Genomic DNA, 24,201 nt, shown 5'->3' on the forward strand with positions numbered 1-24,201 from the left:
AATGCCACTTTGCAAAAAACGCATGCCATAACCCCCATTGAAGCCATGCTGGGCATGCACCGCATGAAAAACCGCAAACCAGTCCCGGAGTTCCGCCAGGAAATAGAGGCCATTTACGCCGAACTGGAACTTCGCCCGCTGCCTCGTCAGTGCGAGATGCGCACCGGCTGCTGCCATTTCCGTCTGGCCGGGCACACCCCCATGCTGACTCGTGGGGAGGCGCTGCATGCGGCCCAGGGGGTGCGGGCCAGTGGGCGCAAAGAACTTAAACCCCACCCCGATGGAGCCTGTCCGCTGCTGGGAAGAGAAGGACGGTGCACCATCTACAAACATCGCCCCTTTGGCTGCCGCACCCACTTTTGCGCGGAAGCTGGTGGCATGTACCCACGCAAGCACGTAGCTGACCTTATCCAGCGGCTGGAAGCCCTCGACGAGCGTCTCGGCGGCAGCGGCTCACGTCCGCTGGAGGCCGCCGTCAGCGATGCTCTGGCTGCTTTTTGATCAGGGAGCCGCGCAGTCACGGGCCTGTTTCTGGCTTTCCTCGGAGAGCTTGGCCAGCGGGTAGGCCACCTCGGCGGCGTTCAGCGGCATGCGCAATACCACATTGTCTCCGTCCAGACGCACGAAGCCGGCCTTGATCTTTTTGCCCTCCATGTTGGTCCAGCTCATTATGGGCGGGAGAGATTTTTTGGCTGCCACGGGCGTCATTTTAGGCGCATCTTTGTCAAAGCTGGCCCCTTCAGAGATCCATTCGGTGATCTTTTTGATGTCTGAGGTGGAGAGCTGCTCATCGGGCGGCATGTGGTTCTTGCCGTTGTTGACCAGGATTTCCAAGAAATGGCTTTCCGCAGGTTTGCCAGGACGGATCTGGGCCACGTCATTGTCCTTGATGTCCAGTTTGAAGGTTTCCAGGTCGTCGAAGACAAACCCTGCCTTTTTCTTCCCGGTTTTCACGCTGTGGCATTCGTAGCAGTTGCGCTCCAGAATGGGCTGGATGTCCTTCTTGAAGTCCGCCGCCAGGGCGGAGTAGGCTGCAAAAAGCAGGGTGGTGTACAAGGGGAGACGAAGCTGGGTCATGGCGCGCGTTTGGGACCATCTGCAACGTGCCACCCCGCTTTTCCTTAGCCAGCATCTTTTTTCCGTGTCATGTCATCCCATGTCCGATAACCGCACCGTCAACGCCCCCACCACTCTCCTGCCATATCTTTTCGAAAGCTGGCCAGATGTGAAGCGCACGCGCATCAAGCAGTGGCTGAAATACGGCAGCGTCCGGGTCAACTCACGTGCCGTGACCCGCCATGACCACCCGCTGGAGCCGGGGGACAAAGTGACTATCAAGGTGGAGCGAGCCCCTCGGACGAAGGCCGCCCCCATGCCTGCCGGGCTCAAGATTGTGTATGAAGACGAGGCCATCATCGTGCTAGACAAGGGCGCTGGCTGGCTGACCGTGGCCACCGATTCTGGCAAAGGCCGCACCGCCTACGCTGCTCTGACCGACCACGTGCGTGCAACGGATGCGCGCAACCGCGTCTGGATCGTGCACCGCCTGGACCGTGACACTTCCGGGCTCATCGTCTTTGCGAAGACGGAGCCCTTCAAGCGCATCCTGCAGCAGAACTGGCACAAGTTTGATAAAACCTATCTCGCTGTGGCTGAAGGGGTTATCAAGCGTGACTCCGGCACTCTACGCTGCCACCTGAATGAAGAATTTTCCCTGCGAGTGCGCAGTGTGCCGCCGGATGAAGACACCCGCGAGGCTATCACCCATTTCAAGGTGCTGAAGCGCACCCAGAACACCACCTTGGTGGAACTGAAACTGGAGACCGGCCGCAGGCACCAGATCCGCGTCCACCTCTCCGACATGGGCCACCCGATCGTGGGAGACAAGCCCTACGGAGCCGTCACGGACCCCGCCAAACGCCTGGCCCTGCACTCCAGCGAGCTCCACTTTGTACACCCCATGACCGGGGAGAAAATGGACTTCGTGCTGCCTCTGCCAGACCCTCTGGCCAAGCTGGTGTGACGATTTTGAGGGAGAAAAACCGCTTGCCGTGCGAGGCTATGCCGGTAACATCGCGCCCCTTTTGCCGGGCCACGTTGGTCAGGCCAAAGGGTTTTAACACTTAGCCCGTTTGACCGGATCAGCCTCAGGCTGAGCGTTTTGCGAACCAAATCGTGCGGAAGAACTGGCGTCAGATACCCTACTACATGTCAACACAGATCCTTGCCGAGCTCGTCGAAGCCGGCGTCCACTTCGGACATCAGACCAAGCGCTGGAACCCCAAGATGAAGAGCTTCATCATGGGCACCAAGAACCAGATTCACATCCTCAACATCGAGGAAACCGTCAAGCAGATCGACAAGGCCGCCGACTTCCTGGCCGACCTCGCCCGCCGCGGCAAAAAGATCCTCTTCGTGGGCTGCAAACGCCAGGCCCAGGAAGCCGTGAAGCAGGCCTCCGAAGCTTGCGGCCAGTTCTACGTCAATCATCGCTGGCTGGGCGGCACGCTCACCAACATGGAGACGATCAAGAAGAGCATCGCCCGTCTCAACTACCTCGAAGACATCGAGAACAAGCCCGAGTTCAAGCTCATGTCCAAGAAGGAGCTGGCCGGCCTGAACCGCGAGCGCATCAAGCTGGAGCGCAACCTTCGTGGCATCCGCCACATGGGCCGCACTCCTGACGCCGTGGTGATCGTGGACTCCGCCCGTGAGCACATCGCCGTGCACGAAGCCCGCCGTCTGAACATCCCGATCGTGGCCCTGGTGGACACGAACGCCGATCCGAACATCATCGACTACCCGATCGCCGCCAACGACGACGCCATCCGCTCCATCCGCATCATCCTGCAGAAGCTGATCGACCCCGTCATTGTGGCGACCGCTGAAGCCAAAAAGTAATTTTTATCCCCAAAACTGACCATGGCTGAAATCTCCGCTAAACTCGTCATGACCCTGCGTGAAAAGACCAACGCAGGCATGATGGAATGCAAAAAAGCCCTCACGGAAGCCGGTGGCGACCTGGAGAAGGCAGAAACCATCCTCCGCAAGAGCGGCACCATCAAGGCCGAGAAGAAGGCCGACCGCCAGACGAAGGAAGGCATCATCGCCTCCTACATCCACATGGCTGGCCGCATTGGCGTGCTTATTGAGGTGAACTGCGAAACTGACTTCGTGGCCCGCAATGAGAACTTCCAGGCGCTGGTGAAGGACATCTCCCTGCACATTGCTGCAGCCAACCCACGCTATCTGCAGCGCGAAGACATCCCAGCGGATCTCATCGCCAAGGAACGCGAGATCGGCGCTGAGCTGGTCAAGGGCAAGCCCGCGAACATCGTGGACAAGATCGTTGATGGCAAAATGGAGAAGTTCTACGCAGACAACTGCCTTCTGGAACAGGCTTTCATCAAGGATCCTGATCTTACCATCGCGAACCTGATCAAGGGCAAGATTACCGAATTGGGTGAAAACCTCGTCGTGCGCCGCTTTGTGCGTTACGCCGTGGGTGAAGACATCTAATCCATCTGGCTTTAGAAAATCACATGAAAGGCGGTCGGAAACGGCCGCCTTTTTTGTTTTTTGGAGCGGGCGAAAAGGCGCTTTTTTGTGTCGGATTCAGCAATGGGTGAATTGATATTAAGCTTTGCCAAAGCATTTGGCCCAATGTAAAATTTCTGTAATTGGCATATTTGCTATGCGTGGGAACCCACCCCTGGCCGCTCATGCCTGATCCAGCGTTCGCTCCAGCTTTCCGGCGATCTGTCCTGTTGCCTGAGTCCTAGGCACCAATGGCGGCAGCTTGCCGCGAGGTGGTATTTCGCATCTTCCTTCAACTTTCGGTTTCCTAGCTGGCCAGAAGACTCCATTCTGCGCGCCCGCTTTTTTGCCCCCTATTTGCCGTGAGCCAGTCGCATCCAACTGATGACCTTCGGGTCGCTGAAATCCTTCCTCTCATCCAGCCAGCCCTGCTCATGCATGAGTTTCGGCTGGGCGAACTGGAGTCCGCATTTGTCGAAGAGTCGCGCAAGCGTGCGGAGGCGATTCTGACGCTGAAGGATGACCGCCTGCTGGTGGTGGTGGGGCCGTGCTCGATCCATGACACGAAGTCTGCGCTGGAATACGGGCAGCACATCGTGCAGGCCCGCGAGAAATACGGCAAGGACCTGGAGATCGTGATGCGCGTGTATTTTGAGAAGCCGCGCACGACGGTGGGCTGGAAGGGCTTCATCAATGACCCGCATCTGGACGGGTCGTTTGACATCAACGCGGGCCTGCGTGGTGCGCGTGATCTTTTGATCAAGCTGACGAAGCGCGGGATTCCTGCGGGAACGGAGTTTCTGGATGTGATCACGCCGCAGTACATTGCGGATGTGGTGGCGTGGGGCGCGATCGGCGCGCGCACGACGGAGAGCCAGGTGCACCGCCAGCTGGCGTCCGGGCTTTCGATGCCCGTGGGATTCAAGAACGGAACGGACGGCGGCATTCAGGTGGCGCTGGACGCGATCGAAGCAGCCAAGGGGCAGCACTGCTTCCTGTCTGTGACGAAGGACGGCGTGGCCGCCATCGTGAACACGAAGGGCAACAACGCCTGCCATGTGATTCTGCGTGGTGGCAAGGGCGGCACGAACTTTGACGCCGCCTCCATCAAGACAGTGGCCGACCAGCTGACCGCACGTGGGCTGCCGGCGAGCGTGATGGTGGACTGCAGCCATGGCAACAGCCTGAAAGACTACCGCAAGCAGCCGATCGCCTCCGCCTCACTGGCTGAGCAGATTTCCGGTGGAAGCAAAGCGATCACGGGCGTGATGATCGAGAGCCATCTGGTGGAAGGCCGCCAGGACACCAAGCCTGGACAGCCGCTGACCTACGGGCAGAGCATCACGGACGCCTGTGTGTCGTGGGCGACCACGGAAGCCATGCTGGAGGAGCTGGCCTCCGCCGTGCGTGAACGTCGCAGCCGCAAATAATGACCTTTACCCGCAACTGCCTCGGCAACCTGGCGAAGTGCCGCATTCTCGTCATTGGCGATGTGATGCTGGACCACTTCATCTGGGGGCATGTGCGCCGGATTTCGCCGGAGGCTCCGGTGCCGATCGTGGAGGTGACGAAGGAGGAGTTTTATCCTGGTGGTGCGGCCAACGTGGCGCGCAACATTTCTCCGTTTTCGCCGAACACGCATCTGATGGGCCGTGTGGGCAAGGACATGGCGGCGGACAAGCTGCGCACGCTGCTGATCGAGGACCGGGTGGACCCGGCACCGCTGCTGGTGCATGAGACGCTGCCGACGATCTCGAAGGCGCGTGTGTCTGCACGGCAGCAGCAGATCGTGCGTGTGGACCGTGAGAAGCTGATGCCGCTGGCGGACAGCGAGCTGGCGGAGATCGAGCAACGGCTGCGCAAGCTGGCTCCGAACCTGGACGCGATCATTCTGGAAGACTACGGCAAAGGGTTTGTGACCACGGCGCTGATGGAGCTGGTGGCGAAGATCGCGGCTGAGCACAAGCTGATCGTGACAGTGGATCCGTCTCCGCGCAATCCGCTGCCGTGGGCCGGGGTGTCGCTGGTGAAGCCGAACCGGTTGGAGGCCTTTGCGGCCGCCGGGCTGGAGGATCACCTGCTGCCGGGGCCGCCGCTGCAAAACGCCGAGCTGCTGGAAGTGGGGCGTGTGCTGCTGGAGAAATGGAATGTGGCCAGCGTGCTGGTGACGCTGGGCGAGCATGGCATGATGCTGTTTGAGCGCGGCAAGGAGCCGCACCACATCCCGACGCGTGCACGCGAGGTCTATGATGTCTCTGGTGCAGGTGACACGGCGATCGCGCTGCTGACGCTGGCGCTGGCCGCTGGATTTTCGCTGCAGGATGCGGCGGACATCGCCAATCATGCGAGCGGCATCGTGGTGGGCAAACTGGGCACCGCGACATTGACGCCTGACGAACTGCTGGCAGCCTTCGCATCCAAACCATGAGCACCGATTTCGCCTCTCTTTTCAAGACCCACCTCAGCGAGCACCAGGACGCCATCGGCCGACTGAGTGCAATGAGCGAGCAGATCGCGCCGCTGGCTGAAGCCTGGCTGAAGGCACTGCGCGATGGCAAGAAGATCCTCTTCTTTGGGAATGGGGGCAGCGCGGCTGATGCGCAGCACCTGGCTGCCGAGCTGGTGGTGCGATATCGCGTCAACCGTCCGGCGCTGGCGGGGCTGGCGCTTACGACGGACACCTCGGTGCTGACGGCACACAGCAATGACTTTGGCTATGAGACGGTGTTTGCGCGGCAGATTGAAGCGCTGGCGCAGCCGGGGGATGTGGTGATCGGGATCTCCACCTCCGGGACGAGCAAGAATGTGCTGCTGGGACTGCAGGCGGCAAACAAGCGCGGGTGCGTGACGATCGCCTTCACGGGTGAGAAGGGCGCGGACTGTGCGGCTGAAGCGGCGCTGAGTTTCAAGGCACCGTCGGGTGTCACGGCGCGGGTGCAGGAGTGCCATCTGCTGATCGGGCACCTGCTGTGCGATGTGGTGGAGCAGGTGTCTGCGGAGTGAGTTTTTGGGGGAGCCTTGGGCGATACCGTGCGCGGTTGTGAAAATGAGTCTGGCAAAAGGCAGCGGTGGTTACCAAGGCGTCTCAGGGGCCTCGTTTTTTGGGAGGCGTCTTGTGTGTCCATGTGCGCGTGGTGACTGTGGCGGCATGGCGGATGGACGCTGCTGGAGGATGCGGTGTGATGAAGAGAGCGCTGGGTTTGCTTTCCGTAGTGGCTGTGATCTAACCCAGGGCTGCCTCGCCAAGGCTCGGCTCGCCCTGGGCTGAGTCCACAGCCCCTTTGGGGCTGGTGTGAAGTGATATCAGGCACGGCTGAAAACGGGCTCCATCTATGGATGCTGACACTTCATGTCGCGCGCCAGTGCTCTGGAGGAGAGTGCATTCTAATCTTACACGCTCATGCATCGCCCGGCGTTCTCGCAGATCCGCGAACACGCTGCGGGTGGGGGGATCAAGATGATCCCCCTCCGTCGGCTCGTGGATCCGCCTTCAGGTCCGGTTTCATCTCGATATGGTATGATACCACCATCTGTTGAAAACGGGTCTGTCTCAGAGGGAGAGTTTGCTGCGGAAGACTTGGGGGGCGGAGTCGTATTGAAGCGCGTTCTGAAAGCGGGGGCCGATGTGCGGCGGAGCGCAAGGCAGACGCTGCTGGTGAACGCGGTGTGATGTAGAAAGTCTTGGGTTTGCTTCCCAGCCGGTGGCTTGCAGAACCAGGGTCGCCTCGCTGAGGCTCGGCTGACCCTGGGCTCAATTACGCAACCCCTTTGGGGTTGGCGTAAAGAGGGGCTGAGTGACGAAAAGAGAACAGACCTGTTTTCAATGGGTTGTGGTATGAGAGGTTGGTGGCAAAGACGGAAGGAAAGTTAGTTAAAGTGATCACCCCGATCTCACACGCTCATGCGTTGCCCAGCGCTCTCGCAGATCTGCGAACACGCTGCAGGTGGGGGGATCAAGATGATCCCCCTCCGTCGGCTCGTGAATCCGCCTTCAGGGGCGTTTTCATCTCGACATGGCATGAGAGGTTGGTGGCAAAGACGGATGGAACTGTTGCCTATCGATTGGGGTGCTCATTACCCATGTTTGTGAGTGCAGAGCCAGCCTGGCTTAATGCTGGAGAAAAGCCTTTTGTGACATGAGATCGAATCCTATCATTACTATTTTGGTTGCGTTTGCGGCGGCGATTTATGCCATCGTGGATGTGATGATGGGGTATACGGGGCCGCTGGCGATTGCGGCGAAGTGGATGGGGATCGGGCTGGTGGTGGCGAGCTTTGTGAGGCCGAAGGCGGGGCTGTTCATCCTGGGCGTTTTGTGTTTTTACGGTGACTTCTACAAGAAGCTGGCGGTGGTGTACGGCACGGCGAGCATGCAGACAGTGATCGAGGTGCTGGCGATCAACATGGCGGTGGTGTGCGCGATCATTGCGGGGACGCTGAACAAGATTTTTCTCAACGGACGAGCACCGCACAAGTCGGTGATCATGGTGTGGCTGCTGAGCCTGTTCATCTCAGGGCTGCTGATGCTGACGGAAGGACCGCTGAGCGGACGTGCGCAGCTGGCGGTGAACGGGGGGCTGTATCTGGCGCTGGCGGGGGTGATCGGGTATCAGTATCCGAAACCGGGAGAGAGTCTGGCGATCAGCCGCCTGCACTACCTGCTGGGGATTCCGTGGGTGTTCGTGGCGGTGCACCAGTATTTTTATGGTTTTGCCGACATGGACTATGTGTATGCGCGGACGAACCTTTCCCCGGTGTTTTCGGCGCAGTTCTTCATGGAGAACGCGCGTGTGTTTGGACTGGCGGGGTCGGCTTCCGCGTATGGTGCGGTGACGCTGCTGCTGACGTACGGGCTGTGGCGGGTGTTTCAGCCGGGGACGCGAAAGGTGGGGTGGCTGATCGGGAGCGGGATTTATTTTATCGGGCTGGTGGTGTCCACGCAGCGCACGAGCCTGCTGCAGCCGCTGATCGTGCTGGTGGTGTGGAGGCTTTTCACCCACCGGTCGAGCACGCGGGCTTTTTATATGGTGACGGTCTGCGGTGCGGTGCTGCTGATCTCGCTGTCGAATGTGCTGCTGAACAGCCTGGAGCCGGTGGATGCGGTGCTGAGGCGAATCACGGGTGATCATGGGTGGGCGGCGCAGGTGGTGCGAGTGAGCACGTTTGCCGACCGTCTGAAGGGCTGGACGCGCCTGATGAAGCCGGAGAGCTACAGCTTGTTTGGAACGAAGCAGGGGTATGTGCAGGAGGTGACCTTTGATGACGATGACTATGCGCATGACATGATCAACAGCGTGCTGATGAACCACGGCGTGGTGGGGCTGCTGGCATGCATCGTGGTGATGGTGGTGGCGGTGAGGAAGACGCATGCGATGGTCTTCCAGGTGAAGGATGAGCGGGACCGGAGCACGCTGGCCTTTATTTTGGCGAACCTCACGATCAATCTGCTGCTGACAATGATGGGGGGCAGCAACATCCACACGGTGCCGATCAATCTGATCTTTGCGACGCTGGCCGGGCATGCGGTGGCGATCCTGGCGCGGCATGGGACGGCGGCGACTCAGGCGCCTGCGATGCCTGCACAGGTGGCACCGCGTGTGATGCCCTGGGGGATGCCAGATGCGGTGGAGCCTGGGTGGAGAAGGCCGTTTAAATGACGAATGAGTAAGTCCGAATGACGAAATAATGATGAAGCTCGAATGCGGATTGGGGGCGTGGTTGTGATATGAGACAGCTTGGGAGATGCGTCTGTTTTTGGGCATGGCGATGAGTGTGACAGGGGGACAAGTGCTGGCATCGTTACGCGATGGGAGGGGCTTCATATGTTCAGAGAGGTTTGCATTCGAGGGGTGTCGCTGCGCTCAACTCCTCGCTACAGGCTGGGATGGCTACGCCATCTGCTGGGGGCAAGCTGATGAGCGGTGTGATGTGATGCCGAGATGATGTTTTGTTTTGAGTGAAGTTTTGGTAGATATGGATGCTTCAGCCACAGTAACTGAGTCCGCGAAGGCGGGAGGGGGATCGCTGCTGCGGAGGCTGGTGGCGAACCTGGGGTGGCTGGGGGCGCAGAAGGTGTTTGTGATTCTGCTGGGCGTGGCTGCGACGGGGCTGGTGGCGCGGCAACTGGGGCCGACTCAAACTGGGCTGCTGGCGGAGGCGCAAGCGCTGGCGGTGTTGTTTGGCGTGGCGTCGATGGGCGTGGATGGGACGGTTTTTATCCGGCATCTGAAAAGCCACCCGGAGAATGAAGCGGGCATTCTGGGAGGCACGGCGTGTGTGCTGGCGGTGACGGGAACGGCGAGCTGGCTGCTGCTGGTGTGCTACCTGATGTGGGTGGATCAAGGACCCCTGCCTCTGCGGATGGCGGCGGCGGTGATCGGGCTGAGGATGTGCCTGATGTTTCCTGCGCCTGTGGCGCTGTGGTTTCAGGCTAAGCTGGACACACGCGAGGTGGCGCTGGCGAACACGGCGGGCACGCTGGTGTACCGGCTGTGGCAGGTGCTGTGCAGCCTCTCGGGATGGAGTGTGATCCGGATTGCGTGGGCGGATGTGCTATCTTTTTCGACCGTGACGCTGGTGTCTGTGCGGGCCTATTTGAAGAAGGGCGGGAGCGTGAGGAAGTGGAAGGCTGACTGGCGGAGCGGGTGGGCGGTGCTGGCGGAGTCTCTGCCGGCGCTGGTGGCGGCGTGTCTGGTGACTTTCATGTCGCGCATTGATGTGATCATGCTGCGTGCGCTGAAGGGCGAGGGGGAGGTGGGATTTTTCACGGCGGCGTCTTCGATTACGGAGAGCCTGATGTTTTTAAGCGGGATGATGGTGACGGTTTTCAGCCCGGTGCTGGTGAGGTCGTTTCATGAGGATGCCGCTGTGTATGCGCGGCAGAGCGCGGCGTGCACGCGGCTGACGGTGTGTGCGGGCTGGTGCCTGGCGCTGGGGATTTCCGGGATGAGTACCTGGATCATCGCGATTGTGTTTGGTGCGGCGTACCAGCCTGCGGCGGCGGTGCTGGCGGTGCATGCGTTTCTGCTGGTGCCAGCGATGCTGGGGGCGGTGACGCAGTGCCGGCTGACGATTGAGCGTAGGCTGCGGTGGCTGCTCATGATTTTGGTGGTGGCGCTGGTGCTGGATGTGGTGCTGAACCTGGTGCTGATCCCAAGAATGGGGGCTGCGGGTGCGGCTCTGGCGAGCGTGATGGCGGCGGTGAGTGCGTATGCCATTGTGCCGGTGCTGGTGCCTGCGACGCGGGGTGTGGGGCTGGTGGCGCTGGGCGCGCTGCTGATGCCGCTGCCGAGGCGCGGGGATGCGGGGGCGTTTGGGGGAACGGGGAAGATTTGAGGGGGCGATGGAGTGAACAGACGTTTTTCAATGAATCGTGGTGTCATGGGGCCTGCGGGGAATTTCCTGCGCTCCTTCAGAGCGCGACCTTTTGGAGGAATGTGGATGACATGTGCAAACCCAGGGCTTGCTACGCTGCGCCCTGGGCTGAGTCCTGCGGGCCTTTGGCCCGCGAGCTGCGAGTGATGAAGTGGGTGCTGTGTGACTGCGAGTGATTGAATGAAGATTGCGATGACATCGCGGTTGTTTTTTCCGCTGAAGGGCGGGGTGCCGGTGATCGTGAGGCTGCTGGCGAATGCGTGGCAGCGGCAGGGGCATGAGGTGAGGCTGCTGACGCGGACGGCTGCAGATGGGAGCGATGCGCCCGAGGCTGACTGCCCGACGATCCGGATGCCGACGACGGCGGATCTGCTGAGTGCGGCACGCTGGTGTGACGTGGTATTCCAAATGGAGGTGAGCCTGAAGATGATCTGGCCCTTCATGCTTTTCAGGCGGCCGTGCATCATCAGCCATCAGACGCATTTTGCGGATACGCCGCAGGTGTCGCTCTCCCGGAATATGCAGCGATGGATCGCGGCGTGCAGTCATCCGGTGGCGTGCAGCGAGGTGATCCGAAAGAGCTGGGGCGGGCATGGGATCGTGATCGGGAATCCGTATGATGAGGCGGTGTTTCATCTGCCCGGAGAAGAGGAGGCGAGGCCGAATCAGGTGCTGTTTGTGGGAAGGCTGGTGCGTGCGAAGGGGCTGGATGTGCTGCTGCGTGCGCTGGCCATCCTGAGTGCGCAGGGGCGAGCGGTGCACCTGCGTGTGGTGGGGGATGAAGTGCAAGATGGAGCCAGCCTGCTGCCGGAGTGGCGGCAGGAAGCTGCGAGCCTGGGGCTGGCGGAAAAGGTGACGTTTCTGGGAGGGAGGAACTCGGAGGAGATCGCTGAAGAGATGCGGCGCGCGAGGATCCTGGTGGTGCCGTCCACGTGGCAGGAGCCGTTTGGCATCGTGGCGCTGGAAGGGCTGGCGTCGGGGTGCCGAGTGGTGGCGTCTGCCGGTGGCGGGCTGAAGGATGCGGGAGGGCCTTTCGCGAGCTATTTTGAAAACGGAAATGCGGAGGATCTGGCGCGCGTGCTGGGGCCGCTGCTGGAGGCGCCGCTGCCGGATTGTGAAGATGCGGCGCTGTGCGGGCATCTGGAGCGCCACCGGGCCGAGGCGGTGGCGGAGAAGTTTGTGAGTCATTTTCATGCGGCGCTGGGACATCCGGTGGCGTGCGCGGCTTTGATGGCATGATGGGGGGATGTTTTTGAGAGTCTCGTTGTATTGTTGGCATGCGGAGTGGTGCTATGGCAGCGGCGGTGCGTTGAGGTCGCTGCTGGAGTGCGCGGCGAGCGGAGAAAGTCTTGGGTTTGCTTCCCTGTCAGCTGGTTGAGAACCTAGGGCGTCGCTCGCTGAGGCTCGCTTTGCCCTGGGCTGCGATAGGCCGCCCCTTTGGGGCTGAGAAGAGTGAAGCCAAGTCTAATACCACCATCTGTGAAAACGGGGCTGTCTCAGAGGGAGAGTTTGCTGCGGAAGACTTGGGGGAGCGGAGTCGTATTGGAGCGCGTTCTGAAAGCGGGGGGCGATGTGCGGCGGAGCGCAAGGCAGACGCTGCTGGTGAACGAGGTGGGAGAACAAGGTCTTGGATTTGCTTCCCAGTCGGTGGCTTGCAGACCCAGGGTCGCCTCGCTGAGGCTTCCTCCTTCGCTCTACGAGCTTCGGAGGACAAGCTGGCTGACCCTGGGCTCAATTACGCAACCCCTTTGGGGTTGGTGAAACAAGGAGTGCTTGGGCGGGAAGAGAATCGAACAGTTATCAACGCATCGTGGTATAGGGTGAGAGCGAAGATCGCGTTAAACAGTTGGCATTCATGGTGACCTTCTTGAGAGCTGGTCTTGGACCTGGGGTGACGCGGCTGCTGCTGGCGATGGTGGTTTTTGTCAGCCACTTCAGTGCGCTGGCGATTGGGGCACCTGCGGTGGCGTCGTTTTTTGCGCTGAGCGGGTACTGGATTGCGGGGCTGTGGGAGCAGCAGGGTGGTGATGGGGTGAGGCGCTATGCGGGCTTTGTGGTGAGCCGGTGGCTGAGGATCGCGCCGCTGCTCATCATTGCGATCTGCGGGCAGGCTTTCATTGATGCGATGCTGGGGGTGACGTCCCCGGCAAGCAGCGGACTCCTGTGGTGGGCGGCGCAGGGATTGATCGCAGGAAGTGCGAGCGCAGGGCTGGTGCTGCCGCAGCAGTGGTCGCTGGATGTGGAGATGCAGTTTTACCTGCTGGCACCGTTTCTGGCGCTGCTGGCTGGGAGGCTGCCTCGTGTGGCGGCGTGGGGGCTGGTGGGTGTGATGATGGCCCTTGGTGCGTGGATGTTTCATACAGGCACGGCGTTGAGCGCGGCCACGGTGCTGCCGCATGCGGGGTTTTTCCTGGCGGGGATGCTGTGGCGGATGAGGCCGCCGATGCCATGGGCTGGTATGCTGCAGTGGGGGCCAGTTTTTGTAGTGGCGGTGCTGGTGGCCGTGCCGAGTGTGAGGCCGCTGCTCAGCAGCCTGCATGTGACGGATGCCGCGCCACCTGAAGTGAGGTGTGCTCAGGCGCTGCTGATGATGGGGATCGGGGTGGCGTTTCTGCCGCTGGTGCTGCGAAGCGTGAGGGTGAAGTCCTCGAAGCTGGATCGCTGGATCGGGGATCTGGCGTATCCGGTGTATCTGTTTCACTGGTGGTTCCGGAGCGTGGTTTATCATTTGAGGCCGGCGGATGCGACGGCGCTGCACAAGCTGATGGACACGGGGATGGCGCTGGTGGGGACGCTGGTGGTGTCTGCCGTGATGCTATGGCTTGTGGACGGGCCAGTGCAGCGCTGGCGACGAAGGCTGGGCGGTGGTGGGGCCGAGCCGGTGATGGTGCATGTATGAATTTAAACTGAGCTTCTCATATTCGATGAAACTGCTACGCCGATTTTTACGACGCTATCTTCTGACTGCGAACACGCTGCGATATCGCGTGGAGTGGCCGAGGGTGAGGGATGCTTTTTTGAAGGTGCCGACGGGAGGAACGTTGTTTGACGGAGGGGCGGGGTCTGGAGAGTTTCTGCGGCTGGCGCTGAAGGCGGGCTTTGCGCAGAAGGTGATCGCGCTGGAGTATGATGCGCAGAATTTTGCGAGGCTGGAGGAGAACCTGGGTGATGAGCCGAGGGCGAGGCTGATCCGGGGCTCGCTTCTGGAGGTGCCGCTGGAGGATGAGTCGGTGGACCTGGTGATGAGCACGCAGGTGATCGAGCACATCGCTGAGCATGAGAAGGCGGCGGCGGAGCTGTGCCGGATATTGAAGCCGGGAGGGCATGCGGTGATCACGGTGCCGCATCCGCCGGAGCCGTTTCCGAATGATGACCACTGCCGTGAAGGCTACACGGCGGAAGAGATGGCGGCGCTGTTTGCGCCGTATGGAATGACGGCGCTGCATACGGACTACTTTCTGGTGCGAGGCACAACGGACCGCCTGCTGGCGGCGTGGAAGATGCCGATGCGCGGTGTGTTTATGCCCGTGGCGTGGGCGGATGTGGAGACGCACCTGAGTGCGGCGGAGCGCAAGGCCGGAACGCCGTTTGGAATCCTGACTCTTTTCCGCAAGGAGCGGACGCATTGAAGCTGCTGATCATTGATCCGAATGTGAGCGTCTCCAGCCCGTCGATGCGCGGGGTGGTGCTGGCGCTGCCGTTTTTGGTGCAGCGAGGATGGAGCATCGAGGTGTGGTGCTGGGAATGTGATGAAGGGCTGCCAGTGGATCGAGTGGTGAAGCTGCCGCGTGTGGGGAATGTGCCGGCGCTGGGGCTGCATGTGTTTGGCTGGTGGGCGCAGAGGCGGCACCGGCAACTGGGTCGGGTGGCGGATGTGGTGATGAGCATCTCGCCGTATGAGCCTAACTGCGATGCGTGTCTGGTGCAGTTCTCCCCGTTTGACTGGGAGAGACGGCAGCGGGTGCTGGGGATGGAGTCGATGCGCGATGTGTATGAACGTGCGGTGAATGCGCTGGGGCTGTGGGTGGCGCGGCGCTTTTTCCGCCGGACGACGGCGCGGGTGGTGATGGCGGTATCTGAGGCGGTGGCGAATGATCTGCGCGAGGAGAACGCTGCGCTGAATGTGCGCCTGCTGCCAAACAGCTATGATCCGAGGCGGTTTCATGCGGGAGTGAGGGATGCGTTTCGAGGTGAGACGCGCAGGCGGCTGGGGTATGAAGAGGCGCAGCGGGTGTTTGTCTTTGCGAGCACGGGGCACTACCGGCGGAAGGGATTTTTTCTGGCGGTGGAAGCGATGAAGGAGCTGCGTGTGAAGCACCCGGAAGCGCGGCTGCTGGTGGTGGGCGGAACGCCTGCGCGGCTGGCGGCGCTGAAGAAGGAGCTGGGAGAAGAGTGCGAGTGGATCAGCTACACGGGGATGGTGACGGATGTGGAGCGCTACTTTGCGGCTGCGGATGCGTTTCTGTTTCCTTCCTATTCGGAGGCGTTTGCGCTGGTGGAGGTGGAGGCGGCGGCATGCGGGCTACCGCTTTTTCTGACGCCGCATCATGGGGCGGAGATGATCCTGGAAGAAGGGGGGAACGGAAGGCAGATCCCGTTTGATGCAAAGGGAGCGGCGAATGTGCTGGCGGAGTTTTTAGATGGGAGCTGGAAGCCGCAGAAGGCGATGATGAAGCATGCGATCGACAGCGAGACGTATGCGGTGCGGCTGGATGAGATGCTGAAGGAGGCGGCGGCATGAGTGCGGGAAAACCGAGGCTGCTGATGGTGGGGCACATGTATGCGACCGCCTTTAACCGGAGGAAGCTGAATCCGCTGGCGGATGATTTTGAAGTGACGTGTGTGACGTGGGAGCTGAATGAGACGAAGCTTTTTGGGCTGCCGCTGGCGGTGTTTGAGAAGGAGGATCATGAACCGCGGTATGAACTGGTGCGGCTGCCGGTGTGGCCGAGGCGCGCGGGCATCACCCGGTATGTGCATGAAGGGCTGAGCCGGGTGATGCGCGAGAAGGCGTATGATGTGGTGCTGGTGGACAGCGAGCCGTGGGGGCTGATCCGGTGGCAGGTGTGGGCGATGACGCGGATGATGCAGCCGTGGGCGATGTTTGGTGAGTTTACGTGGGAGAACGTCGAGCGGTGCGGGCTGAAGGGCGGTGTGCTGTCGGTGATCTACCGGCTGGCTGCATGCACGCATGATTTTTCAATCTCGGGCAACCAGGCGTGCCGTGCGATCCTGCTGAAGCATGGGGCGAAGGCGGAGATGAATCTGGTGGCGGCGCAGCTGGGGGTGGAGAGTGCGGATTTTCGCCCGGCGACTGCGGCTGAGAAGGCTGAACTGCGGGTGAAGCTGGGTGTAGCGAAAGAGGGATTTCTGGTCGGGTTTTGCGGAAGGCTGAATGCCGAAAAGGGAATCCGCGAGCTGCTGGCTGCGGTGGAGGAGGTGCGTGCGCTGATGCCGGAGCGTGACGTGCGGCTGGCGCTGCTGGGGCACGGGCTGATGGATGATGAGCTGAAGGCGATGCGGGCGGAGAAGCGGTGGCTGGATGTGCTGGCGCCGAGGCCGCACCGTGAGGTGGCGGAGTTTATGCGTAGCCTGGACCTGTTTGTACTGGCGAGCAAACCGGTGCACGAGGGACCGAGCGTGTGGGAGGAGCAGTTTGGGCATGTGCTGATCGAGGCGATGGCGGCGCGTGTGGCGACGCTGGGCTCTGCGAGCGGGGCGATCCCGGAGGTGATCGGGATGGAGGAGGCGGTGTTTGCGCATTCGGATGCGAAGGCGCTGGCGGATGTGATGGCGCGGTGGGTGCGTGATGATGAGGGCAGAGAGAGGCTGGCGGAGGCGCAGCGGCAGCGGACGCTGGCGAACTACACGCATGAGGCGCTGGGGCGGACGTGGAGTGATTTTCTGCTGAAGAACCTGAAGAAGAGGAGGCTCGTGAGCTGAAGATGGAGGCTATGTCTTTTTTTGAAAAGCTACGACGGGCTGTGCGCGATGCGCTGCCGCCTGCGCTGGGGCTGTGCCTGACGCTGCGGGCGAATCCGCTGCTGGGGCTGGCGTTTTTGATCTTCCGCCGACGGTTTCATCTGGGTGGTATGGTGTTTGAGGTGCCGCTGGAAGGACGGAGCTGGAGCTCGCTGGCGACGTATTGGTTTGATGATTACGAAGCGCCGGAGAGGGAATTTTGCCAGAAGCTGATCCGAGCGGAGGACCGGGTGTGCGAGCTGGGCGGGTGTCTCGGGATTGTGTCGATGACGATCAATCGCAGGCTGGCGGCGCCGGAGGGGCATGTGGTGCTGGAGGCGAATGCGGAGCTGGTGCCGTTTCTGGAGAGGAACCGCGAGCGGAACGGAGGGCGATTTTCGGTGATGCATGCGGCGATCGGAGATGGGAATCCGGTGGCGCTGGATGTGTCGCATGGACTGCTGACGAGCACGCGTGCGGAGGGTGAGAAGGCCGGGAAGATGGAGATGGTGGCGAGCTGCACGCTGGAGGATCTGTGTGCGAAGCGGGGGCCGTTTGATGTGCTGGTGATGGATGTGGAGGGGGCGGAGCAGCAGGTGATTTTGGGTGAAGGAGAGGCGTGGCGCGGGATGAGGCTGATCATTTTGGAGTGGCATCCGCCGCTGATCGGGATGGAGATGATCGAGCGCGGGAGAAGGGCGCTGGAGGGGGCGGGCTTCCGATGCGTGGAGAGTCGGCAGGGAGATCTGCATATTGTGGAAGCATGGGAGAAGCCGGAAACATGAGTGCTGACGTGATGTGGCTGCCGGCATCGCCGCTGGAAGGATGGGCGAGCATGGACCGATACTGGCGCGAGCTGGAGAGGGTGGTGTGTGAAGCGCCGCCTGATGATGTGAGGATCGGTTGTGTGCTGAAAGGAGCAGCGCCGATGAAGTCGGCGGAAGGAACGAGGATGCAGCGGATGTTTGAAAAGTATGTGGCGTATCCTTTGCGGGCGAAACGAGTGCGCGCGCCGCTGTGCCATGTGCTGGATCATAGCTATGCGCATCTGCTGAGGCATCTGCCGCGAAGTGCGCGGAAGGTGGTGACGGTGTTTGACCTGGTGCCGCTGGAGGATCCGGGGGCGCTGAGTGCGGCACAGGTGGAGAGGTTTCGACGCACGGTGCAGAACCTGCGGCTGGCGGATCATGTGATCTCGATTTCGGAAGAGACGCGGAGGAAGCTGGGGACGATGCTGGGGATCGAGCAGGAGAGGGTGACGGTGGCGGTGCCGGGAGTGGATGCGGCGGCTTTTCAGAAGAAGGTGGCGGAGGACAATGCGGTGAGGCGGAGGCTGGCGGGAATGCCGGGGGTGATTTTGTCGGTGGGGAGCGCGGTGAAGCGTAAGAACCTGGAGTCTCTGCCGGGGATGTTTGAGCGGATGCGCGGGGCGTTTGAGCAGCGGCATTGTTGCTTTGTGCGAGCAGGGGAACGACTGCCGGAGGGGCTGAGGCGGGAGATCGTGGCGGTGACTGGGGAGGATGGGTTTGTGGAGCTGGGGCCGATTTTTGGAGAGGATCTGGTGGCGGCGTATCAGGCGGCGCGAGTGCTGATTTTTTCTTCGACGCTGGAGGGGCTGACGTTTGTGATTCCGGAGGCGATGGCGGCCGGGTGCACGGTGGTGACGAACCGGCTGACGGCGAACCCGGAGGCGGGTGGTGATGCGGCGCTGTATTATGATGAAGGGCAGCCTGAGTCGGCGGCACGGCAGCTTTTGATGATGCTGGAAAATGACGAGGAGCATGCGAAGCGCCGTGAGCTGGGACGCAAACGCGTGGACGAGTGGACGTGGAAGCGGCACTTTGAGACGGTGATGGGAGTTTACCGCCAACAACTGAAACGAGCATGAAGCGCCGTGGTGTCATATCGTGGTGCCTCGTGGCCGCCGGGCTGGTGCTGCTGATGGTGGTGCAGCCGTATGCGGCGGGGTACGGGCCTTTCCGGCGCACGATTTTTCAAGAACTCATGATGCAGTGGCGGAATGCGACGTGGCAGCATGGGGCGCTGGTGCCGTTTATCGCGGGCTATCTGCTGTGGCAGCGGCGGGAGGAAACGGCGCGGCTGCCTGAGAAGAGCAGCGCCTGGGGGATGGGATTGATTTTGTTTGGGCTGTTTCTGTACTTTGCGGGGTTCAGGGCGAATGTGTTTTACTGCGGCTATGCGGGGATCATGACGTTGGTGGCGGGAGCGGCGGTGTGGCTGGAGGGGAAGGAGCGAGCGAGGAGAAGGTTGTTTGCGTGGCTGGTGCTGGGTTTCATGTGGCCGCTGCCGTTTCTGGAGGAGAGCCTGGGCTACCAGATGAGGCTCATGATGGTGAAGACCACGGGCTTTGTACTGAACGGCGTGGGTGTGGAGTCGCTGGTGGCGGGGACGGCGCTGCAGTCGATGCCGAATGTGGAGCTGGGGAGGAAAGCAGGGCAGCTTTTCAGCGTGGGGATCGCCGCGCCGTGCTCGGGGATGAGGTCGCTGTTTGCGCTGCTGGTGGTGGGGGTGCTTTTCAGCTATTTCCGACAGCGGGTGATGTGGAGGCGGGCGGTGCTTTTCAGCACGATCCTGCCCATCGCGATCGTGGCGAACATGGTGCGCATTTTGGTGCTGATTTTTGCGGCGATGATGTTTGGGCAGCAGTGGGCGATCGGAGATGCGGAGAAGGAGGTGTCCACGTTTCATGAGCTGACAGGCATCGTGGTGTTTCTGGTGGCGCTGATGCTGCTGCAGGCGGTTTCATGGCTGCTGAACCGCTGCTGTGACGGGATGAGAGGCGGGCGGTCGCGAACGGTTTCACGTCAGGTGTCGGCGCAGGTGATATGACAACGAGAGCGGTCATCGTTTTAATGCTGTGCGGGATGACGGTCCTGCTGTGTCAGTTTTCGCCGCAGCCGAAAGGAGAGGGCGCGGCCGGGGTGCTGGCTGAGCTGCCGATGGTGGCGGGGGAATTTGTGGGTGACAAAGAGGAGGCGAGCGAGAGGGAGCGAGAACTGCTGCCGGCTGACACGATCATCGTGAAGCGGGCGTACCACACGCCAGGGAGGGGGCAAGGGGGCGCAGATCTGGCGCATGCCTCGCTGGTGATCGCGGGGAATGACACGCGGAGCATTCACCGGCCTGAAGTGTGTCTGGACGGGCAGGGGTGGACGATCACCAGCGCGGTGGTGCGTGAGGTGAAGATGAACTCGGGGGCGGTCTTGAAGGTGAAAGACCTGAGCATTCAGCGTGAAGTTTTGATGCCCGACCGGACGAAGCTGCCGCTGAGGGCGCACTATATGTACTGGTTTGTGGGGGATGACATCAGCACGCCGAGCAATCTGGAGAGGCAGCTGATCAGCCTGAAGGACAGCGTGCTGCGGAATGTGAACCACCGCTGGGCGTACCCGTCTGTGATGGCGAGGGTGACGGACAACCTGTCGCCACAGCAGAGCGGTGAGAGAAAGCGCGATGACGAGGAGACGGTGAAAATGATTCTTTCGCTGATCCGCAGCCTTGCGCCGAGGATTCAGAAGGATTTGATGAACGCACCATGATTCAAAAGCTGCTCGATCATCTGCGCCCACTGGGGCGTGTGGCTGTGGCCTACTCGGGAGGGGTGGACAGCACGCTGGTGCTGAAGGCCTGCCTGGATGCGCTGGGGAGAAAGAATGTGGTGGCGCTGCTGGCGGTATCGCCCAGCCTGCCGCAGAGCGAGAAGGATGAGGCGGTGGCGCTGGCGAAGTCGATGGGTGCGAGGCTGGAAATGCTGCCGACGCTGGAGGTGGAGGATCCGGCGTATCAGGCGAATGCGCCGAGCCGCTGCTACTTCTGCAAGGATCATGTGTACCGTGCGCTGCGGAAGTATGCGGAGCAGCATGACATCATGCATGTGCTGGACGGGATGAATGCGGAGGACACGCTGGATGTGCGGCCGGGGAGAGCGGCGGCGCGGGAGCTGAAAATCCTGAGCCCGCTGCATGATCTGGGCTTCAGCAAGAAGGATGTGAGAGAAGCGGCGAAGGCGCTGGGGCTGCCGAACTGGGACAAGCCAGCGGCAGCGTGTCTGGCCTCCCGCGTACCGTATGGCACGAGTGTGACGCCGAGGCTGCTATCGCAGATCGAGCGGGCGGAGGCGGCGCTGTTTGACCTTGGGTTTCGAGAGCTGCGGGTGAGGCATCATGGTGATGTGGCACGGCTGGAGGTGCCGGAGGGAGATCTGATGCGTGCTTTGCAACAGAGGGAGGATATCACGAATGCGCTGCGTGCGACGGGGTACACGTATGTGACGCTGGATCTGGCGGGGCTGAGGTCTGGCAGCATGAACGAAGTGCTGAAAGGACGGACGGCATGAACGAAGGGAAGCTGGGAGAGCTGCTGGGCCAGGTGGCTGCGGGGACGCTGAGCGCGGAGCAGGCGCTGGAGCGGCTGCGGGTGCTGCCTTTTGCCGAGGCGGGGCAGGTGCTGGCGGATACGCACCGGATGATACGGCAGGGGTTTCCCGAGGCCGTGTATGCGGAAGGAAAGACGCTGGAGCAGACCTCGGATGCGCTTGCCGCGCTGGTGGCGGCGCATGGATGCGCGCTGGCGACGCGAGTGAATGCAGAGGCGGGCGAGATGCTGATGCAGCGGTTTCCGACGGGCAGCTATGATGGTGTGTCGCGGCTGTACCGCATCGGACGAATGAGCGGTGATTTTAAAGCGCTGACAGTGGCGGTGGTGTGTGCAGGGACTTCGGATGTGCCGGTGGCGGAGGAGGCGGCGCAGACGCTGGAGTTTGCGGGAGTGAGTGTGAGACGAATCACGGATGTGGGCGTGGCGGGGCTGCACCGGCTGCTGGCGAGGCTGGATGATGTGCGGGCAGCGAGCCTCGTGATCGCGGTGGCGGGGATGGAGGGGGCGCTGCCGAGCGTGCTGGGCGGGCTGGTGGCGGCACCGGTGATCGCCGTGCCGACGAGTGTGGGTTATGGTGCGAATTTGCAGGGGGTGGCGGCACTGCTGGGCATGCTGAACTCGTGCGCGAGCGGGTTGAGCGTGGTGAATATTGACAATGGGTTTGGCGCGGCGATGGCGGCGATACGGATGCTGAATGTGATGGTGAAGGCGTAGCGGGGCGCGGGCTGACAGCGGAGCCAATGCGCGGCGGAGCGCGAGGCAGACGTCCATTCTTCGCTAAAGCTACGAAGGACAAGCTGCTGGTGGACTCGGTGCGTGAAGAAAGTCGTGGGTTTGCTTTTCCGGGTCTCGTGTGCACATACCCAGGGTCTGCCTCGCTGAGGCTCGGCTGACCCTGGGCTCAATTACGCAGCCCCTTTGGGGCTGGTCTGGATGCGGGGCGATTGTGCGAAAGAGAACCCTATCCCGATGAGAAGTGTGAATGCGCTGGCCTTCTGAAACTTGCTGGGCGGCTGAAAATCTCTCGCATACCTCCGGCATGCGCCCCTGAAGAGAACTGTGTTTGTTTCGGAGTCCGGTGGTTTCCGCTGCACCGCTTCGCGGTTTCGCTTCACCACCGGCTAATTTCTTTGCTCCCTTCAGGAGCCCGGAGCGAGGTTGTCTTGCCTGGTTGCCGGCAGGCTGCGGCGGATCGCTGACCGTCACTTGATTGGATGAATCTCGACACTTGCGGTTACGAGACAATCCTTCTCTTTCGGAGCCAAAGTTTTGCGAGTCTGATCCTTGTTGAAAAGTAGTCCTTAACGATCATGTCCTTGGAAGACGCGCTTTATCCGCTGCTCAAAATGTATGAGGCAGCGCCGCAGGTGATTAAGTCGCTGGTGGGGCGGGTGTATCGGGCGATTCCGGCTTCGCTGAGATATGGTGCGGAGTATGCGAGGTTTCAGCGTGAGGCGCGGGAGGTGGAGGGGTGGGATGCGGAGGCGATCAGGCGGTATCAGATCGCGGCTTTGAGGGAGTCGCTGATGGCTGCGGGGAAGGCGCCGTTTTATGCGGAGCGGTTTGCTGCGTGTGGAGTGGATCCGGCGAAGTTTGAGGCGCTGGAGCAACTGGCGGACTATCCGCTGCTGACGAAGCAGGACATCCTTTTGAACCGGGAGCGGATGGTGAATCCTGAGAGTGATGCCGGGCGGAGGCTGTATATCACCACGGGTGGATCGAGCGGGGTGCCGGTGGGGTTTTATCTGGAGAAGGGGGTGAGCCGGCCGAAGGAGCAGGCCTACCTGGAGGCGCAGTGGTCCAGACGCGGGTATCGCTCAGGGGACCGGGTGGCGGTGATCCGAGGCGGGGTGACCTCGAGCCGGTCGGCGGGGGACATCAGCTATTACGATGCGACGCGGAACTGGCTGATTTTATCGTCGTATCATCTGACGCTGGAGCGGCTGCCTGAGTATGTGGAGGCGCTGAATCGATTCCGCCCGCAGCATCTGCATGCGTACCCCAGCGCGGCGCTGATGCTGGCTCGGGGGCTGGAGCAGACGGGGCAGAGGCTTGGGTTTGAGCTGACTTCGCTGCTGTGTGGGTCGGAGAAGCTGAGTGCGGAAGCGCAGAGCTATCTGGAGGGCTTTTTTGGCGCGCGGGTGTTTCACTGGTACGGGCACAGCGAGCGCGTCGTGCTGGCGGCGCAGGGGCGGGAGTCGAACGAGCTGCAATTCTCGCCGACTTATGGGTTTGTGGAGTTTGGCGAAGCGGATGCGGAGGGGAACCGGGAGATTATTGGGACGTCGTTTCATAATCGCGTGATGCCGCTGGTGCGGTATCGGACGGGGGATTATGCGAAGGTAACGAACGAGGTGGTGACGGAGGTGGTGGGGCGGGATTATGAGTTTCTGGTGAGCGGGACGGGAAGGCGGATTTCGCTGACGGCGATCAACATGCATGACCGGATTTTTGACGGGCTGCTGGCGGTGCAGTTTTTTCAGGAACGCGCGGGCGTGGTGGAGTGCCGGTATCAGCCAGGGCCGCGGTGGCAGCGAGAATCCGAGGGGGCGATGCATGCGGGGCTGATGCGGAAGCTGGGGGATGATTTTGTGCTGGAGATGCGGGAGGTGAAGGAGGTGGAGAAGACCCCGGCGGGGAAGCATAGGTGGCTGGTGACGCTGATGGGAGGATGAATGAGGGAGCGTGTGCGTGCAGGAAGTGGCAGGTACGTGAGTGCTGGCATCGCTACGCGATGCGAGTGCCTTTGTGAGCGTGGATGCTTGGCGTTCGAGGGGTGTCGCTACGCTCAACCCCTCGCTACAGGCTGGGATGGCTACGCCATCCGGAGATGTGTGTTCATGCTCTCGCTGAGCAGGGTGGATGAAGTGGAGAAAAAACAAATTTAGCAGGAGCAGGTGGCTGGTGAGCAAGCTGGCAGCGGGCTGAGAT

Annotated in this window: 22 protein-coding genes; 21 read left to right on the forward strand and 1 reads right to left on the reverse strand. The window is 61.4% G+C overall.

Annotated elements, in window-relative coordinates:
* Window positions 1-63: 63 nt before the first annotated feature.
* Window positions 64-501, forward strand: coding sequence for a YkgJ family cysteine cluster protein (locus HNQ65_RS22725; protein ID WP_184343385.1), 438 nt, complete (start codon window positions 64-66; stop codon window positions 499-501).
* On the opposite strand, the gene HNQ65_RS22730 is transcribed toward HNQ65_RS22725, so the two are convergent.
* Window positions 502-1,077 (reverse strand): c-type cytochrome domain-containing protein, encoded by a 576-nt coding sequence (locus HNQ65_RS22730; RefSeq protein WP_184343387.1) that lies wholly within the window; start codon window positions 1,075-1,077, stop codon window positions 502-504.
* Window positions 1,078-1,156: 79 nt separating this feature from the next.
* On the opposite strand from HNQ65_RS22730, the gene HNQ65_RS22735 reads away from it, so the two are divergent.
* The 20 genes from HNQ65_RS22735 (at window position 1,157) to HNQ65_RS22830 (ending at window position 23,945) form a co-directional block, all read left to right on the forward strand.
* Window positions 1,157-2,023 (forward strand): RluA family pseudouridine synthase, encoded by an 867-nt coding sequence (locus tag HNQ65_RS22735; RefSeq protein ID WP_184343389.1) that lies wholly within the window; start codon window positions 1,157-1,159, stop codon window positions 2,021-2,023.
* Window positions 2,024-2,208: 185 nt separating this feature from the next.
* Window positions 2,209-2,901 (forward strand): 30S ribosomal protein S2, encoded by a 693-nt coding sequence (gene rpsB, locus HNQ65_RS22740; protein ID WP_184343392.1) that lies wholly within the window; start codon window positions 2,209-2,211, stop codon window positions 2,899-2,901.
* Window positions 2,902-2,922: 21 nt separating this feature from the next.
* Window positions 2,923-3,519 carry a translation elongation factor Ts gene (gene tsf / locus HNQ65_RS22745; RefSeq protein ID WP_184343394.1) on the forward strand — a complete coding sequence of 199 codons (597 nt, stop codon included), beginning with the start codon at window positions 2,923-2,925 and terminating at the stop codon, window positions 3,517-3,519.
* A gap of 380 nt (window positions 3,520-3,899) precedes the next feature.
* Window positions 3,900-4,967 (forward strand): 3-deoxy-7-phosphoheptulonate synthase, encoded by a 1,068-nt coding sequence (locus HNQ65_RS22750; RefSeq protein ID WP_184343396.1) that lies wholly within the window; start codon window positions 3,900-3,902, stop codon window positions 4,965-4,967.
* On the forward strand, window positions 4,967-5,965 hold the full coding sequence (locus HNQ65_RS22755; RefSeq protein WP_184343398.1) for a bifunctional heptose 7-phosphate kinase/heptose 1-phosphate adenyltransferase: 999 nt from the start codon (window positions 4,967-4,969) through the stop codon (window positions 5,963-5,965). Before HNQ65_RS22750 ends, HNQ65_RS22755 begins: the two co-directional genes overlap by 1 nt.
* A gap of 71 nt (window positions 5,966-6,036) precedes the next feature.
* Window positions 6,037-6,540: a D-sedoheptulose 7-phosphate isomerase gene (locus HNQ65_RS22760; RefSeq protein ID WP_408004807.1), complete on the forward strand. Its 504-nt coding sequence runs from the start codon at window positions 6,037-6,039 to the stop codon at window positions 6,538-6,540.
* 1,133 nt (window positions 6,541-7,673) lie between these two features.
* Window positions 7,674-9,194 carry a hypothetical protein gene (locus HNQ65_RS22765; RefSeq protein WP_184343402.1) on the forward strand — a complete coding sequence of 507 codons (1,521 nt, stop codon included), beginning with the start codon at window positions 7,674-7,676 and terminating at the stop codon, window positions 9,192-9,194.
* A gap of 316 nt (window positions 9,195-9,510) precedes the next feature.
* Window positions 9,511-10,872 (forward strand): flippase, encoded by a 1,362-nt coding sequence (locus tag HNQ65_RS22770; RefSeq protein WP_184343404.1) that lies wholly within the window; start codon window positions 9,511-9,513, stop codon window positions 10,870-10,872.
* A 219-nt stretch (window positions 10,873-11,091) separates the two neighbouring features.
* Complete coding sequence (locus HNQ65_RS22775) at window positions 11,092-12,150, forward strand: glycosyltransferase family 4 protein (RefSeq protein ID WP_184343406.1); 1,059 nt, start codon at window positions 11,092-11,094, stop codon at window positions 12,148-12,150.
* A gap of 616 nt (window positions 12,151-12,766) precedes the next feature.
* Entirely contained in the window at window positions 12,767-13,810 is a 1,044-nt protein-coding gene (locus HNQ65_RS22780) for an acyltransferase family protein (protein WP_221306261.1), read from the forward strand.
* Between the two features lie 25 nt (window positions 13,811-13,835).
* Window positions 13,836-14,540 carry a class I SAM-dependent methyltransferase gene (locus HNQ65_RS22785; protein WP_184343410.1) on the forward strand — a complete coding sequence of 235 codons (705 nt, stop codon included), beginning with the start codon at window positions 13,836-13,838 and terminating at the stop codon, window positions 14,538-14,540.
* The gene (locus HNQ65_RS22790; protein ID WP_184343412.1) at window positions 14,537-15,652 is read left to right on the forward strand and encodes a glycosyltransferase family 4 protein; all 1,116 of its coding nucleotides are present in this window, start codon (window positions 14,537-14,539) and stop codon (window positions 15,650-15,652) included. Before HNQ65_RS22785 ends, HNQ65_RS22790 begins: the two co-directional genes overlap by 4 nt.
* Window positions 15,649-16,854: a glycosyltransferase family 4 protein gene (locus HNQ65_RS22795; protein ID WP_184343414.1), complete on the forward strand. Its 1,206-nt coding sequence runs from the start codon at window positions 15,649-15,651 to the stop codon at window positions 16,852-16,854. The genes HNQ65_RS22790 and HNQ65_RS22795 overlap by 4 nt, the downstream gene beginning before the upstream one ends.
* An 11-nt stretch (window positions 16,855-16,865) precedes the next feature.
* Window positions 16,866-17,657 (forward strand): FkbM family methyltransferase, encoded by a 792-nt coding sequence (locus HNQ65_RS22800; RefSeq protein ID WP_184343416.1) that lies wholly within the window; start codon window positions 16,866-16,868, stop codon window positions 17,655-17,657.
* Window positions 17,654-18,760 carry a glycosyltransferase family 4 protein gene (locus HNQ65_RS22805; RefSeq protein WP_184343418.1) on the forward strand — a complete coding sequence of 369 codons (1,107 nt, stop codon included), beginning with the start codon at window positions 17,654-17,656 and terminating at the stop codon, window positions 18,758-18,760. Before HNQ65_RS22800 ends, HNQ65_RS22805 begins: the two co-directional genes overlap by 4 nt.
* A complete protein-coding gene (locus HNQ65_RS22810; protein WP_184343420.1) occupies window positions 18,757-19,722 on the forward strand; it encodes an exosortase/archaeosortase family protein in 966 nt (321 codons plus the stop codon). Before HNQ65_RS22805 ends, HNQ65_RS22810 begins: the two co-directional genes overlap by 4 nt.
* Before the next feature lie 23 nt (window positions 19,723-19,745).
* A complete protein-coding gene (locus tag HNQ65_RS22815; protein WP_281382142.1) occupies window positions 19,746-20,432 on the forward strand; it encodes an exosortase-associated EpsI family protein in 687 nt (228 codons plus the stop codon).
* Entirely contained in the window at window positions 20,429-21,229 is an 801-nt protein-coding gene (gene larE / locus HNQ65_RS22820) for an ATP-dependent sacrificial sulfur transferase LarE (protein ID WP_184343424.1), read from the forward strand. Before HNQ65_RS22815 ends, larE begins: the two co-directional genes overlap by 4 nt.
* Entirely contained in the window at window positions 21,226-21,984 is a 759-nt protein-coding gene (gene larB / locus HNQ65_RS22825; protein WP_184343426.1) for a nickel pincer cofactor biosynthesis protein LarB, read from the forward strand. Before larE ends, larB begins: the two co-directional genes overlap by 4 nt.
* A 596-nt stretch (window positions 21,985-22,580) precedes the next feature.
* The gene (locus HNQ65_RS22830) at window positions 22,581-23,945 is read left to right on the forward strand and encodes a phenylacetate--CoA ligase family protein (RefSeq protein ID WP_184343428.1); all 1,365 of its coding nucleotides are present in this window, start codon (window positions 22,581-22,583) and stop codon (window positions 23,943-23,945) included.
* Window positions 23,946-24,201: the final 256 nt, after the last annotated feature.

This window comes from Prosthecobacter vanneervenii (assembly GCF_014203095.1).
Lineage (GTDB): Bacteria > Verrucomicrobiota > Verrucomicrobiia > Verrucomicrobiales > Verrucomicrobiaceae > Prosthecobacter > Prosthecobacter vanneervenii.

Bases quoted from the DNA above. Each gene is read 5' to 3' on its own strand.
- HNQ65_RS22760 (WP_408004807.1), top strand. From the start codon at position 6,037: ATGAGCGAGCAGATCGCGCCGCTGGCTGAAGCCTGGCTGAAGGCACTG.
- HNQ65_RS22815 (WP_281382142.1), top strand. From the start codon at position 19,746: ATGCTGTGCGGGATGACGGTCCTGCTGTGTCAGTTTTCGCCGCAGCCG.
- HNQ65_RS22735 (WP_184343389.1), top strand. From the start codon at position 1,157: ATGTCCGATAACCGCACCGTCAACGCCCCCACCACTCTCCTGCCATAT.
- rpsB (WP_184343392.1), top strand. From the start codon at position 2,209: ATGTCAACACAGATCCTTGCCGAGCTCGTCGAAGCCGGCGTCCACTTC.
- HNQ65_RS22830 (WP_184343428.1), top strand. From the start codon at position 22,581: ATGTCCTTGGAAGACGCGCTTTATCCGCTGCTCAAAATGTATGAGGCA.
- HNQ65_RS22780 (WP_221306261.1), top strand. From the start codon at position 12,767: ATGGTGACCTTCTTGAGAGCTGGTCTTGGACCTGGGGTGACGCGGCTG.
- tsf (WP_184343394.1), top strand. From the start codon at position 2,923: ATGGCTGAAATCTCCGCTAAACTCGTCATGACCCTGCGTGAAAAGACC.
- HNQ65_RS22805 (WP_184343418.1), top strand. From the start codon at position 17,654: ATGAGTGCTGACGTGATGTGGCTGCCGGCATCGCCGCTGGAAGGATGG.
- HNQ65_RS22785 (WP_184343410.1), top strand. From the start codon at position 13,836: ATGAAACTGCTACGCCGATTTTTACGACGCTATCTTCTGACTGCGAAC.
- HNQ65_RS22765 (WP_184343402.1), top strand. From the start codon at position 7,674: ATGAGATCGAATCCTATCATTACTATTTTGGTTGCGTTTGCGGCGGCG.
- larB (WP_184343426.1), top strand. From the start codon at position 21,226: ATGAACGAAGGGAAGCTGGGAGAGCTGCTGGGCCAGGTGGCTGCGGGG.
- HNQ65_RS22800 (WP_184343416.1), top strand. From the start codon at position 16,866: ATGTCTTTTTTTGAAAAGCTACGACGGGCTGTGCGCGATGCGCTGCCG.
- HNQ65_RS22730 (WP_184343387.1), bottom strand. From the start codon at position 1,077: ATGACCCAGCTTCGTCTCCCCTTGTACACCACCCTGCTTTTTGCAGCC.
- HNQ65_RS22795 (WP_184343414.1), top strand. From the start codon at position 15,649: ATGAGTGCGGGAAAACCGAGGCTGCTGATGGTGGGGCACATGTATGCG.
- larE (WP_184343424.1), top strand. From the start codon at position 20,429: ATGATTCAAAAGCTGCTCGATCATCTGCGCCCACTGGGGCGTGTGGCT.
- HNQ65_RS22770 (WP_184343404.1), top strand. From the start codon at position 9,511: ATGGATGCTTCAGCCACAGTAACTGAGTCCGCGAAGGCGGGAGGGGGA.
- HNQ65_RS22810 (WP_184343420.1), top strand. From the start codon at position 18,757: ATGAAGCGCCGTGGTGTCATATCGTGGTGCCTCGTGGCCGCCGGGCTG.
- HNQ65_RS22755 (WP_184343398.1), top strand. From the start codon at position 4,967: ATGACCTTTACCCGCAACTGCCTCGGCAACCTGGCGAAGTGCCGCATT.
- HNQ65_RS22725 (WP_184343385.1), top strand. From the start codon at position 64: ATGAAAAACCGCAAACCAGTCCCGGAGTTCCGCCAGGAAATAGAGGCC.
- HNQ65_RS22775 (WP_184343406.1), top strand. From the start codon at position 11,092: ATGAAGATTGCGATGACATCGCGGTTGTTTTTTCCGCTGAAGGGCGGG.